This window comes from Propionicimonas sp. (assembly GCF_049840635.1).
Taxonomy (GTDB): Bacteria; Actinomycetota; Actinomycetes; order Propionibacteriales; family Propionibacteriaceae; genus Propionicimonas.
In genome coordinates this window covers 2388188-2401455 of sequence record NZ_JASGKL010000005.1, presented here as the reverse complement: position 1 = coordinate 2401455, position 13268 = coordinate 2388188, and the positions used below count along the sequence as shown (strand labels likewise).

At 70.9% G+C, this 13268-nt stretch carries 14 protein-coding genes; 5 read left to right on the top strand and 9 right to left on the bottom strand.

What is annotated here, in order from left to right; all coding sequences use genetic code 11:
* The first annotated feature begins 118 nt into the window (after positions 1-118).
* The 5 genes from pstS (at position 119) to QM779_RS16675 (ending at position 5256) form a co-directional block, all read left to right on the top strand.
* Positions 119-1207, top strand: a complete 1089-nt coding sequence (pstS, locus tag QM779_RS16695) for a phosphate ABC transporter substrate-binding protein PstS (protein ID WP_428537583.1) — start codon at positions 119-121, stop codon at positions 1205-1207.
* Positions 1208-1307: 100 nt separating this feature from the next.
* Positions 1308-2294, top strand: coding sequence for a phosphate ABC transporter permease subunit PstC (gene pstC, locus QM779_RS16690; RefSeq protein ID WP_428537580.1), 987 nt, complete (start codon positions 1308-1310; stop codon positions 2292-2294).
* On the top strand, positions 2294-3358 hold the full coding sequence (gene pstA, locus QM779_RS16685; protein ID WP_428537577.1) for a phosphate ABC transporter permease PstA: 1065 nt from the start codon (positions 2294-2296) through the stop codon (positions 3356-3358). Before pstC ends, pstA begins: the two co-directional genes overlap by 1 nt.
* A gap of 12 nt (positions 3359-3370) precedes the next feature.
* Positions 3371-4150: a phosphate ABC transporter ATP-binding protein PstB gene (gene pstB, locus QM779_RS16680; protein WP_428537574.1), complete on the top strand. Its 780-nt coding sequence runs from the start codon at positions 3371-3373 to the stop codon at positions 4148-4150.
* A 149-nt stretch (positions 4151-4299) separates the two neighbouring features.
* Positions 4300-5256, top strand: coding sequence for a DUF2510 domain-containing protein (locus QM779_RS16675; RefSeq protein ID WP_428537571.1), 957 nt, complete (start codon positions 4300-4302; stop codon positions 5254-5256).
* Positions 5257-5698: 442 nt separating this feature from the next.
* Here QM779_RS16675 and QM779_RS16670 read toward each other — a convergent pair whose 3' ends face one another.
* The 9 genes from QM779_RS16670 to QM779_RS16630 are packed head-to-tail and all read right to left on the bottom strand — an operon-like array spanning position 5699 to position 13265.
* On the bottom strand, positions 5699-6883 hold the full coding sequence (locus QM779_RS16670; protein ID WP_428537568.1) for a glycoside hydrolase family 3 N-terminal domain-containing protein: 1185 nt from the start codon (positions 6881-6883) through the stop codon (positions 5699-5701).
* Positions 6880-8268 carry a mycothione reductase gene (locus tag QM779_RS16665; RefSeq protein ID WP_428537565.1) on the bottom strand — a complete coding sequence of 463 codons (1389 nt, stop codon included), beginning with the start codon at positions 8266-8268 and terminating at the stop codon, positions 6880-6882. Before QM779_RS16665 ends, QM779_RS16670 begins: the two co-directional genes overlap by 4 nt.
* A 51-nt stretch (positions 8269-8319) precedes the next feature.
* A complete protein-coding gene (gene ccsB / locus QM779_RS16660; RefSeq protein WP_428538483.1) occupies positions 8320-9243 on the bottom strand; it encodes a c-type cytochrome biogenesis protein CcsB in 924 nt (307 codons plus the stop codon).
* Positions 9244-9266: 23 nt separating this feature from the next.
* Positions 9267-10874, bottom strand: a complete 1608-nt coding sequence (gene resB, locus QM779_RS16655; RefSeq protein WP_428537562.1) for a cytochrome c biogenesis protein ResB — start codon at positions 10872-10874, stop codon at positions 9267-9269.
* Positions 10874-11629, bottom strand: a complete 756-nt coding sequence (locus tag QM779_RS16650) for a cytochrome c biogenesis CcdA family protein (protein WP_428537559.1) — start codon at positions 11627-11629, stop codon at positions 10874-10876. The genes resB and QM779_RS16650 overlap by 1 nt, the downstream gene beginning before the upstream one ends.
* Positions 11626-12198, bottom strand: coding sequence for a TlpA family protein disulfide reductase (locus QM779_RS16645; protein WP_428537556.1), 573 nt, complete (start codon positions 12196-12198; stop codon positions 11626-11628). The genes QM779_RS16650 and QM779_RS16645 overlap by 4 nt, the downstream gene beginning before the upstream one ends.
* Positions 12198-12839, bottom strand: a complete 642-nt coding sequence (locus tag QM779_RS16640; RefSeq protein WP_428537553.1) for a histidine phosphatase family protein — start codon at positions 12837-12839, stop codon at positions 12198-12200. Before QM779_RS16640 ends, QM779_RS16645 begins: the two co-directional genes overlap by 1 nt.
* A gap of 49 nt (positions 12840-12888) precedes the next feature.
* Positions 12889-13143 (bottom strand): glutaredoxin family protein, encoded by a 255-nt coding sequence (locus QM779_RS16635; RefSeq protein WP_428537550.1) that lies wholly within the window; start codon positions 13141-13143, stop codon positions 12889-12891.
* A gap of 20 nt (positions 13144-13163) precedes the next feature.
* A complete protein-coding gene (locus tag QM779_RS16630) occupies positions 13164-13265 on the bottom strand; it encodes a 30S ribosomal protein bS22 (protein WP_042842924.1) in 102 nt (33 codons plus the stop codon).
* Positions 13266-13268: the final 3 nt, after the last annotated feature.

Sequence of the window (13268 nt, the reverse complement as noted above, 5' to 3'; positions counted from 1 at the left end):
AACCCTCCTCCTGCGTTCACCCTGCGTTCACCCGGCAGTACCGGTCAGGTCAGTTTGCGTCCCTACCCTCGGCCCCAGAGCAACCGCTCGTGTGTGTACTCGAACGCGAAGGAAAAGCGTGAACATCAAGTCGATCGCCGCTGCCGCCCTGGTCACGGCCACCGCCCTGGCATTCGCCGGCTGTGCAAGCAACGAGACCCCGGCCGCCGCCGGCGGCGGGTCCGCCTCCGGCGGCGCCCAGACCCTCACCGCTGTCGGCGCCAGCTCGCAGAAGGCCGCCCAGGAGAAGTGGGTCGCCGAGTTCCAGACCAAGAACCCGAACATCACCGTGAACTACTCCCCCGACGGCTCCGGCGCCGGACGCTCGGCCTTCAGCGCCGGCGCGGCGGCCTTCGCAGGCTCGGACCGTCCGTTCAAGGACGAGGAGATGGGCGCAGGCAAGTTCGCCGGCTGCGCCGCGGACTCCAACGCGCTGAACCTCCCGGTCTACATCTCCCCGATCGCGGTCATCTTCAACATCGACGGCGTGAAGGAGCTCACGCTCGACCCCGACACGCTGGCCGGCATCTTCGCGGGCAAGATCACGAAGTGGAACGACCCGGCGATCGCCAAGACCAACCCGGACGCCTCCCTGCCGGACGCAGCGATCACCGCCGTGCACCGCGCTGACGACTCGGGCACCACCAACAACTTCACCGACACGCTGAACAAGATCGCCCCGACGGTGTGGACGCAGGCCGCGGCCGACACCTTCCCCGGCGACTTCGGTGGCGAGGCGGCGAACGGCACCTCCGGCGTCGTCCAGGCCGTGACCAGTGGCAAGAACACGATCGGCTACGCGGACGAGTCGGCCGCAGGGGACCTCGGCAAGGCCGGCATCCTGATCGGTGGCAAGACGCTCCTGCCCACCGCAGAAGCGGGCACGGCGATCCTCGACCACTCCAAGACCATCGCCGGCCGCGACGCCAACGACCTGGCGTACACCCTCGACCGCAACGTCGACGGTGTCTACCCGGCCGTCCTCGTCTCCTACGCGATCGTCTGCCAGACCTACAAGGACTCCGCCACCGCCCAGCTGGTGAAGGACTACGTGGGCTACATCGCCTCCGCCGACGGCCAGTCCGCCGCGGCCTCCGCCGCCGGCTCCGCGCCGCTGTCGGCGGACCTGCAGGCCAAGGTGAAGACCGCCATCGACTCCATCAAGTGAGTCGGGACACGTGACGGTATCCGTGGGCGGCGCCGGTGACTCCACCGGCGCCGCCCCGCCGCGTAGCCTGTCCGCACCCGGCAGAAAGCAGGACTCCCCGATGACCGAGAAGCTCGACCGGGACCCCGTGACCGCGCCCGGCCAACCCGAGGGCCCGGACGCCCCGCGTCCCGACCCGCGCCGACCGGGCGAGGCTGTGTTCCGCGGGTTCGCCGTCGGCGCCGGCATCCTGATCCTGCTCATCCTGGCCGCGGTGGCCGCGTTCCTGCTGATCCAGGGCGCCCCGGCACTGTTCGCGGACCCTGCCAAGCTGATCAGCCAGGGCTACGGCGAGTTCCTCCCGTGGGTGCTGCCCTACGCGTTCGGCACGATCTGGTCCGCGGTACTCGCCCTGCTGATGGCCGTCCCGGTCTCGATCGGGATCGCCCTGTTCATCTCGCACTACGCGCCCCGACGGCTCGCCCAGCCCCTCGGCTACGTGATCGACCTGCTGGCCGCCGTCCCGTCCGTCGTCTTCGGCCTGTGGGGCTCAATGGTCCTCGCCACCGCCGTCCAGTCGCTCTATGCGTGGCTGAACGCCCACCTCGGCTTCATCCCGCTGTTCTCCGGCCAGGTCTCAGGCACCGGCCGTACGATCCTCACCGCCGCCATGGTGCTCGCCACGATGGTGCTGCCGATCATCACCAGCCTCTGCCGCGAGGTGTTCCTCCAAGCGCCCAAGCTGCACGAGGAGGCCGCGCTCGCCCTCGGCGCCACCCGCTGGGAGATGATCAAGATGGCCGTCTTCCCGTTCGCCCGCCCCGGGATCATCGCCGCGGTGATGCTGGGACTGGGCCGCGCGCTCGGCGAGACGATGGCGGTCTCGATGGTGCTCTCCGGCGGACGCAACATCACCTTCCAGGTGCTCACGTCCGAGAACCCCAACTCCATCGCCGCACAGATCGCCCAGAACTTCGCCGAGGCGTACGGGCTGAAGAACAACCAGCTCATCGCCGCCGGCCTGGTGCTGTTCCTGATCACCCTGGTGGTGAACATGATCGCCCGCTGGATCGTGGCCCGCCGCGCCGAGTACTCAGGAGCCAACTGATGACCACGCTCACCCAGACCCTGCCCGCCGAGGCCCTGACCTCCGGACGGCTGCCCCGCTACACGGTTCCGGTCGCCGCCGTGGCCGGCGTCCTGGTCGGCCTGGCCGTCGCGACGCTGGCGGCCGGCGGCAACATCGGCCTGGCCGCCGCGCTCGCCTTCGTCCTCTACCTGGTGATCATGGAAGTGGCCGCCCGCGTGGTCGAGGGGGCGCGCCAGGCGTCGGACCGTCGCGCCACCAACCTCGTCACCGGCGCGTTCCTGCTGGCGCTCCTCCCGCTGGTCTCCGTCTCGTGGGAGGCCGTCAGCAAGGGCCTGGCCCGGTTCGACGCCACCTTCTTCAGCTCGTCGATGCGCAACATCGTCGGCGCCGGCGGCGGCGCCGTCCATGCCATCTACGGGACGTTGTGGGTCACCGGCATCGCGAGCCTGATCTCGGTCCCGATCGGCCTGCTCACCTCCATCTACCTCTCCGAGTACGGACGCGGCGGACGCCTGGCGAAGGCGATCACGTTCTTCGTGGACGTGATGACCGGCATCCCTTCCATCGTCGCCGGCCTGGCCGCGTACTCCCTGATGGGCATCCTGGCCGGCCCCGGCTGGAAGTCGGGCCTCTCCGGAAGCCTGGCGCTGTCGATCCTGATGATCCCGGTGGTGGTGCGCTCCAGCGAGGAGATCCTGCGGCTGGTGCCGAACGAGCTCCGCGAGGCCTCGCTCGCCCTCGGCGTCCCGAAGTGGCTGACGATCGCGAGGGTCGTCATCCCGACGGCGATCTCGGGTCTGGTCTCCGCCGTGATCCTCGCCGTGGCGCGGGTGATCGGAGAGACGGCCCCCCTGCTGATCGCGGCCGGCTTCACGGCGTCCCTGAACAACAACCCGCTCGCCAACCCGATGATGACCCTCCCAGTCTTCGTCTACGACTCCTACGCGCGCCCCGGCACCGAGGTGCAGGCGTACTGGGACCGCGCGTGGGCGGGCGCGCTGACCCTCATCCTGATCGTGATGATCCTGAACCTGATCGGACGGCTGGTCGCCCGCCGCTTCGCTCCCAAGACCGGACGCTGAGAAAAGAGCACGATGTCCAAGCGCATTGAAACCACCGACCTGAACGTCTACTACGGCACCTTCCGTGCCGTGGAGGACGTCACCATCACCATCGAGCCGCGCTCGGTGACCGCCTTCATCGGCCCGTCCGGCTGCGGGAAGTCGACCTTCCTGCGGACGCTGAACCGCATGCACGAGGTGATCCCCGGCGCACACGTGGAGGGCGAGGTGCTGCTGGACGGGGAGAACCTGTACGGCCCGGGCGTCGACCCGGTGCGGGTGCGGCGGCAGGTCGGGATGGTGTTCCAGCGTCCGAACCCGTTCCCGACGATGTCGATCAAGGAGAACGTGCTGGCCGGCATCAACCTGAACAACAAGCGGATGCCTGCCTCGGAGAAGGACGACCTCGCCGAGCGCGCCCTGCGCGGCGCCAACCTGTGGGAGGAGGTCAAGAACCGGCTCAGCCTCCCCGGCTCCGGACTGTCCGGCGGCCAGCAGCAGCGGCTCTGCATCGCCCGCGCGATCGCCATGCAGCCGCAGGTGCTGCTGATGGACGAGCCGTGCTCCGCCCTCGATCCGATCTCGACGCTGGCCATCGAGGACCTGATCAGCCAGCTCAAGGAGCAGTACACGATCGTGATCGTGACCCACAACATGCAGCAGGCGGCCCGTGTCTCCGACGTGACCGCGTTCTTCAACATCGCCGGCACCGGGTCGCCGGGCAAGCTGATCGAGTCGGGCCCGACCGACAAGATCTTCTCCGCCCCCGATGTGCAGGCGACCGAGGACTACATCTCCGGCCGCTTCGGCTGAGCCGACGCTCCGGCTGGTCACCCGTCAGGGCGGCACGATAGGAACCGTCCCCATCGTTCCCCCGGCACGATGGGGACGGTTCCTATCGTGCCGTTTCCCTCGCGGGTGCGCTGGTGAGGGCTCACAAGGACGTCGCCTAAGATCGGCGCGTGAGCAGCAGCGCAGGGTGGTATCCGGATCCGGGCGGCCAGCCCGGCCTGTACCGGTGGTGGACGGGAAGCGCGTGGACGGCGTCCGTCACCCCCAACCCACAGGGGACGCCGCCTCCGGACGCGACGGGCGCGACGCCGCCCGGCGCGCCGATGTCGGGGCAGCAGAACCCGTACCTGGCGGGCCAGCAGAACCCGTACCAGGCGACCGGTGCGCAGAGCTCGTACCAGGCGACCGGCACCCAGACCCGTCGTCGGGCCACCGGTTGGTGGGTGGCCGGCGGGGCGGCGCTCCTCGCTGTCGTCGTCGCGATTGTCCTGGTCATCCAGAGCATGGGCGGCAGCGTCCCCGGGATCCCCGACATCACCGGCAACAACCCGACCAGCACGAGCTCGCCCAACATCTGCCCGCCCGCGTCCGACAGCACCCCGACCGCGACGGCGGACCCTGACTCCGGCTGGATCTCCGGCGGAAAGCTCGCCTACCCCGCGCTCGGCTCGCCGTGGGAGACCGGGTGGGACGACCGGGTCCCGTGGGGCTCGCTGGCGACGATCCAGCAGGTCACCGACCAGGACAACTACGACGGGCAGGGCCACAGCTGGGTCGCCAGCATCCTGGTCAGCGACCTGTACGTCGGTGACGGCTTCGCCAGCACGAAGGTGGCGGCCGAGACGGTGCTCAAGTGCGTTCTCGGCACCTACTACGCCGACACCGTCGTGACCTCGAAGCCGGTCAGCAGCGCCCAGCACGACGTCGACGGCCACACCGGCTGGCTGATCGAGACCCAGCTCAGCTTCGACATCAAGGGCCTGAACGCGAAGGGTGAGCGGGTGCTCCTCCTGGTCGTCCAGACCGGCGACGACGACTACAGCCTGTTCTACGCCTCCGTCCCGGACACGCTCCCCGAGCTCGTCCCGGACGCCAGGCAGGCGCTGTCCGAGTTGCGGGTGCAGTAGCTCCGAGCCCCACCGACGACCACACGGCACCAACACGGAGATCCCGGGTCAAGCCCGGGATGACAACCTGACGGCCCTGTCATCCCGGCGAAAGCCGGGATCTCGGCCCACCGCCGACCGCACCGACCCCACCCCTCGCCCCTGTCATCCCAGCGAAAGCCGGGATCTCGGCCCACCGCCGACCCCACCAACACGGAGATCCCGGGTCAAGCCCGGGATGACAACGTGACGGCCCTGTCATCCCGGCGAAAGCCGGGATCCCGGGACACAACCGACCCCACCAACGCGGAGATCCCGGGTCAAGCCCGGGATGACAACCTGACGGCCCTGTCATCCCGGCGAAAGCCGGGATCTCGGAGACACCGCCGACCGCATCGACGCGGAGGTCCCGGGTCGGGCCCGGGATGACAAGGGGTGGTTGAGCTGCCAACCGCCGCAAGGCTCAGGCGCAGGTGGTGAGGCCGAGGGACGCCTTCAGGGCGAGGACGCGGGCGGCCGACTCGGTGACGCGGGCGGCGAGGTCGGGATCGGCGGCCGCGGCCTTGCGCAGGCCGACGGCCATCGGTCCCGCGGTCGACGCGTCGACCGTCAGCGCGAGGTCACCGCCGGCCCTCACGAAGCGGACGGCGCGCTCGCCGACCGGGACGCTGCTCAACGCCGCGGCCGCGCCCACGTCGTCGCTGACCACCACGCCCTCGAACCCCCAGTCCCGCAGGAGCCCGACGACCGTCGGCGAGAACATCGCGGGCCGCTTCGCGTCCAGCTTCGTGTAGTACGCGGAGGAGACCATCACGGCGGACGCTCCGCCGGAGACGGCGTCCTCGAACGGTTGCAGCAGCGGGCTGTCGGCGGTCGTGGTCGAGTCGACGACCTTCGTGGCGAAGTCGGTGTTCCCCGTCACGGCGCCCAGGCCAGGGAAGTGCTTGACCGCGACCGCGACGCCCGCCGCCTCCATCCCCTCGCTGAACGCCGCAACCTTCGCCGAGACGACCTCCGGGTCGGAGCCGTACCCGCGCCCGAGCCGGGCGATCGGCTGGTTGGTGGAGCGGTACTTCGCCGGGACGACGTCCGCGACCGGCGCGAGGTTCAGGCGCACCCCCGCCCTCGCCATCTCCTTCCCCCACGACCTCGCACGGGCGGTCAGTTCCTCGGTGCCCATCCGGGCCTGCTGCGCGGCGGAGGGGATGGTCCGGAACCCCTCGCCCTGGAGCCGCTGGACGAGCCCGCCCTCCTGGTCCGCGGCAACCAGCATCCCGGTGTCGCCGCCCAACTTCGTCAGCCGCGCGCTCAGGGACGCGACCTTCGCGACGCCGCCGGTGGTGGTGGATCCCATCACGATCGCGGACCCGAGGTGGTACTTCGTGATCGCGGAACGCTGCGCAGCCGTCAGGTCGACACCCACCCCGACCATCACGAGCTGCCCGACCTGCTCCGAGAGCGACAGCGCCGCCGCCTCGGCCGTGCACGGCGCCGCGACGGCCGTCTCCGTCGGAGCGGGCGTGGGGTCGGAGGCGGAGGCCGTCGCCACCGGGGAGAGGGTCGGCGTCGGCGAGGTCGGGACGGACGGCGCCACCGCGCTGCACCCCGACAGCAGGAGCGCGACGGCGAGGCCGGCGAGACGCCTCACGCGTCCAGCTCCACGGCGAGCAGGGCGTTCTCGACGACCTCTGCCAGCGCGGGGTGGATCCAGTACTGGCCGCGGGCCATCGCCCGCACGTCGAGGCCGAAGCTCATCGCCTGGATCAGCGGCTGGATGAGGTTCGGCGCGTCCGGGCCGATGATGTGCGCACCGAGGAGCTGTCCTGTCGCCGGATCGGCGATCACCTTGGCGAAGTGGTCGGTGTCCTCCAGCGCCCAGCCGTAGGCCACCGCGCCGTAGTCCCGGACGCCGACCGCGTGGCGAAGACCCCGCCCGCGGCACTCCTGCTCGGTGAGCCCGACGGTCGCCACCTGCGGTCCGCTGAACACGGCCTGCGGGACGAACCGGTGGTCGCTGGCGACGAGGTCATCGGGGTGCAGCAGGTTGTGCTGGACGACCCTCGCCTCGTGGTTCGCCACGTGCTTGAGCTGCCAGCGGCCCGACAGGTCGCCGAGCGCCCAGATGCCGTCGGCGGTGGTGCGCTGGAACTCGTCGACGACCACCACGCCGTCCTCATCCACGTCCACACCGGTGGCCGCCAGGTCGAGGGTGTCGGAGTTGGGGACGCGCCCGGTGGCGATCAGCACCTGCTCGGCCTCGAAGAAGTACTCGATGCCGTCGTCGTCGGTCGTCCCGACCTCGACCCGGCCGCCGGACTCCCCCACGGACGCGAGGTGCTGGCCGAGCCGCAGGACGACCCGGCGGCTGAGCAGGTCGGTGAACCGCGAGGAGACGTCGTCGTCCATGTACTTCAGCAGGCGCGACCCCCGGTGGAGCACGGTGACCTGGGTGCCGTAGGCGGCGAAGATGTGCGCGAACTCGACCGCGACCAGTCCGCCGCCGACGATGATCAGCGAGGCGGGCAGGGCGTCCAGCCGCATGATCGAGTCGGAGGTGTGGACGCGACCGGCCAGCGCGGGATCGTCCATCCCCGGCACGTCGGGCAGCCGGGGACGCGAACCGGCGGCCAGCACGAACCGGTCCGCGGTGAACTGCTCGTCGCCGACGCGCAGCATCTTCGGCGCGACGAAGTGCCCGTAGTCGCGGTACAACGCCACGTTCGCGCTGTCGCGACGCCACGCCTCGCCGCCGACCGCGATCGGGTCGATCCGCCCGAACACCCGGTCGCGGATGTCCTGCCACCGGACCTGTACGTCACCGACGTCGACACCGAGCCGCCCGGCGTGCCGGGCGTCCTCGACGACATCGGCGGGGTGGGCGAACATCTTGGTCGGGATGCAGCCGACGTTCAGGCACGTGCCGCCGAACCACTCCTGGCCATCGACCATCGCCACCGACCAGTCCGCGAACCGCTCGTCGACGATGGAGTTCCCGCTGCCGGAGCCGATCACGCACAGGTCGAAGTGCCGCATGCCCCGATTGTGGCACGGCGAGGTGACGCGTCCGTGCGCAGCCGCCCCGGCTCAGATGCCCGCGTAGGAGTGCAGGCCCGAGACCAGCAGGTTGATCCCCACGAAGTTGAACCAGAAGCTGGCCAGGCCGATCACGGCGACGACGGCGGCGCGGCGTCCCTTCCAGCCGGCGGTCGCCCGGGCGTGCAGGTAGCCGGCGTAGATGATCCAGGTCACCAGCGACCAGGTCTCCTTGGGGTCCCAGCCCCAGAACCGTCCCCACGCGTACTGCGCCCAGATCGCGCCGGCGGCGATCGTGAACGTCCACAGCGGGAAGGCGAACGCGTGGAACCGGTAGCTGACCCGGTCGAGGGTCTCCGAGGCCGGGATCCGCGCGAGGTAGCCGCGGACGCGGCCGCGCTCCTCCGCCCGGGAGCGGATCAGGTAGAGGATCGCCGCGATGCCGCCGATGTTGAGCGCCGCGCCGGCGGTGGCCGCCGCGATGATGTGGATGACGAACCAGACCGAGTGCAGCGCGGGCATCAGGTCGGACACCGCCACGTAGAAGACGGTGACCGCCAGACCCTGCCCGATCGTCAGCAGCAGCGTGACCGGCAGTCCCAGCCAGCGCATGCCGTACCTCAGCGCGAGCACGAGGTAGGCGATCGCAGCGATCGCCAGTGAGGTCGTGATGAACTCGTACATGTTGCCCCACGGGGCCCTACCGGCGGCGATCCCGCGCAGCACGACCCCCGTGACGTGGGTGAGGACGGCGACCACGGTGATCGCCAGTCCCGCGCGGCCGAGCGCGTCGGTGCGGCGGCTGGGCACGGGACGCTCCACCGGGGGCACCGCTTCGGTCGGCCCGGCGGACGCGGCGCCGCCCGCGCCGACGGTCGCCAGCTCCGGTTCGGCCACCTTCACCGTCCGGGCGCTGGCCCATTCCGCGGCGTGCAGGGTCATCGCGAGCAGGTACAGGACTGCCGAGGTGACCATGGCCAGGCTGGAGTAGTAGGCGATCACTGCTGCTCCTCGTCTTCGGTCGTCGTCAGCGTAGCCCCGATCCCGCAGGCCTCCGCCAGTGCGGACACCTCGGCGGTGAGACCGCCGCGTCCGTCGACCCGGTCGAGGCCGGCGACGGAGACGGTGGTGGGCGGACGTTCCGGCGGCCCTTCGTGACCCGGCAGGGCTGGTTCCCCGCCCTTCCGCTCCTCAGGGACCGTGGGCTCCCCGCCTTCGGTGGAGACGCGGACGTAGAGGCGCCGCGGACGGACGGTCAGCGAGACGGCCATGCCGATCACGGCAAGCATCACCGAGCCGAGCACCATCCAGCCGCCGGGGGTGTTGGAGATCTGGAGCTTGGTCCAGCGCTTCCAGCCGTCGAACGTGATCGAGCCCTGCCCGTCCGGCAGCTTGTAGCCGGTGCCCATCGTCAGGCCCACGCTCACCGGCGAGCCGTCGTCGGTGGTGAGCTGGGTGAGGCCGGTCTTGTCGAGGGAGTAGACGTTCTCCGGCACCCCCGTCTCCACCTTGGGGTCGCCCGTCCACACGTTCAGCAGCAGTTCGGGGTTCAGGGCGTCCGGGAACGCGGAGACCATGCCGTTGGCGCCGTCCGCGGTGGCCGTGGGCAGGAAGACACCCTCGAACGCGAGCCGCTTCGGCCGGGCGTCCGGCGCCTTGATCACCCCGCTGGAGCGGAAGTTGGCGTCCTCGGGCAGGAACACGACCGGCCCGGAGAACACCACGTCGCCGTTCCCGTCGCGCACGGTGACGACCGGCGCGTAGCCGTGGCCGAGCAGGTGGACGCTGTCGCCGCCGATCTGGAGGGGCGCGTTCACCTGCAGGCTCTCCGTGACGTCCGCCTGGCCCGGCCGGCTGACCGTGACGTGGGCGTTGAACTCGCGCGCGGCGCCGGTCTGGACGGGTCCGGTCTCGAAGCGGACGTCGAAGGAGTTCAGCGTGATCGTGAACGGCGACAGCTGGGACGAGCTGAACGCCGCCCCGGACCCGAACTCGTCGTACTGGGTGAGGGTGTTCGAGAACGCCTGGCCCTCCACAACCACCGCCGTCCCCTTGAAGCTGAACAGCGACCCCCACGCCAGCCCGACCAGGGTGGCGACGAGGCAGATGTGGAAGACGAGGTTGCCGGCCTCGCGGAGCCGGCCGCGCTCTGCGGAGATCGAGTCGGCCTCGCGCCGGACGAGATAGCGCCGCGACCGCAGGTGGGCCTCGGCCGCGTCCAGCACCTCGGTCGGCGTGCGTCCGACGGTCGCCGTGGTGTGGCCGGCGAGCCGCGACAGCCGCCCGGGAGCGCGAGGGGGCTGCGCCCTCAACTCGCGGGCGAAGGTCGCCGTGCGCGGGATGATGCAGCCGATCAGGCTGATGAACAGCAGCAGGTAGATGGCGGCGAACCAGGCCGAGCCGAACACGTCGAAGAAGCCGAGCCGGTCGAGCCACGGGCCGTAGTCGGGGTGTGCGGTGAGGTAGGTGGCCACGCCCACCGGGTTGGTCGGACGCTGCGGCAGCAGCGACCCGGGGATGGCCGCGACCCCGAGCACGAACAGCAGGATCAGCGCCGTGCGCATGGACGTGAGGGTGCTCCAGAAGAAGCGCAGCCAGCCGATCATCAGATCACCGCCGTGAAGCCGGCGCCCCAGGCGACGAGTTGCGCCATCAGCGCGTCCCACCAGCCGCTGACCAGCAGCACGCCGACGACGATCATCGCGACCCCTCCGACGACCTGGATCGCCCGGTGGTGGCGCTGCGCCCAGGCCACGGTGCCGGAGAACCGGTCGAACGCGAGGCCTGCGACCACGAACGGCAGGCCCAGGCCCAGTGCATAGGCGAGGGCGAGGACGCCGCCACGCAGCGCGGTCGCCTCGTTCAGGGCCAGGGACAGGACGACGGAGAGGGCCGGGCCGATGCACGGCGTCCAGCCCAGGGCGAAGACGATCCCGAGCAGCGGAGACGCGGCGACGCCCAGGCGGGGCGTGAGGTTCGGCCGCCACGACGGCTGAAAGGGCAGCCAGCCGGTGAACAGCAGCCCGAGGAGGATGGCGAGCAGTCCTGCGACGACCGACAGCGGACGCCGCCACTCCAGCAGGGCGCCGCCGATGCCTCCGGCGAGCGCTCCCGTGGTCACGAACACCAGCGCGAGGCCGGCGACGAACCCGAGCGTCCCGGCCAGCACCCGCCGGCGGTTGCGTCCCCCGTCCTGCCCCGCGGTGATCTCCGCCGCGCCCAGCCCGGTGGCGTACGAGAGGTAGCCCGGGAGCAGCGGCAGCACGCACGGGGAGAAGAAGGAGACGAGCCCCGCGAGGAGGGCCACCGGCAGCGCCAGCAGCACCGAGCCACCGACCGCCTGCTGCACCCAATCGCTCACTTGCCGGCCGCCAGGTCCTGGACGAGGCCGACCAGGGTGGCCTCGGTGGTCTCGCCGATCACGCGGGCGGCGACGCGGCCCTGCGGGTCGACCAGCAGGGTGCTGGGGATCGCGCTGGCCGGCAGCTGGCCGGAGAACTTCAGCAGCAGCGCGCCGTCGGGGTCGTACAGGTTGGTGTACGGCACGTCGAACGCGCGGACGAAGGCCTGCGGCGCTGCGGTGTCGAGGTCGCGGGTGTTCAGGCCGATGAACACCGCCTTGCCCTGCGTCGCCCTGCTGGCCGCGACCAGGCCGGGCGCCTCCGCCCGGCAGGGCGCGCACCAGGAGCCCCACACGTTGTAGACGATGACGGTCCCGGCGGCGCCCTCGCTGCTCCAGGCCTTGCCGTCGAGGGTGGTGCCGGAGATCACCGGGGCGGGCTGCCGCTGGTCGACGGGGATCTGCGTGAGCGTCCCGTCCCCTCCGACGAACCCGGACGTGCTGGTCGCCCCCGAGCTGCACCCGGCCAGAGCGAGCGCCAGCACCATCGCAGCGAGCACCCCGACGACCCGCATCGCACCGGCGCGCATCAGGCTCCCGGACGGAACTTCTTCACCTTGACCGGCACGAGGTCTGCACACGGTTCGGCGTAGTCGACACGGACGAGGCGGCGGCCGTCGAACGTGAAGGTGGTCACGCTGGCCAACCGAGCCTGCCGCTTGCGGGGATCGTGGACGAGGGAGCGCCCCTCCGCCCAGCTCCGGGCCATCCAGATCGGGAGCTCGTGGGAGACGATCAGGGACTCCCCGTCGATCGCGTGGACGGCCGCGTCCTCCAGGGCGGCCCGCATCCGGGCGACGATGGAGGTGTACGCCTCGCCCCAGGACGGCTTGAGCGGGTTGCGCAGGTGCCACCAGCTGCCGGGCTTCAGCAGGATCTCGTTGCGCGCACCGAAGGACTTGCCCTCGAAGACGTTCGCGGCCTCGATGACCCGGTCGTCGATGTGGACCTCGAGGTCGGGGTGCCGGGCGGCGATCGGCGCCATCGTCTCCTGCGCGCGCTGGAGCGGCGAACTGACCAGGTGCACGAGCGGGGCGTCGGCGAAGTACTCGCCGAGGCGATCGGCCATCCGCCGGCCGAGGTCGGAGAGCCCGAAGCCGGGCACCCGCCCGTAGAGGACGCCCTCGGGGTTGTGCACCTGCCCGTGGCGCACCACGTGGACGACGTTCATCGGCCTCCCTCTCTCCTCGCCTGCGACTATACGCAGCGCACCTGTCGGATCAGCCCGCGGACCCGGCCGAGAGCGCACGGCGCAGCGCGGTCCCGTCCACGAACCAGATGGCGTGGCGGACCCCGTCCACGAAGGTCACGGGGACGTGGTCGGAATACTCCGCATGCAGGGCCGGATCGGCGTCCACGTCCTGGACGGCCCAGGTGTCGCCGGTCTCCGTGCAGACAGCACGGACGACGGCCACCGCCTCTTCACAGAGGTGGCAGCCGTCTCGGACCAACAGCACGACCCGGGCGTCCGTCATCGGCTCGGGCGGACGGTGGCTTACTTGCCGGCGCGGCGACGCTGGATGCGCGTGCGCTTCAGCAGCTTGCGGTGCTTCTTCTTCGCCATCCGCTTGCGACGCTTCTTGATGACCGAACCCACGAA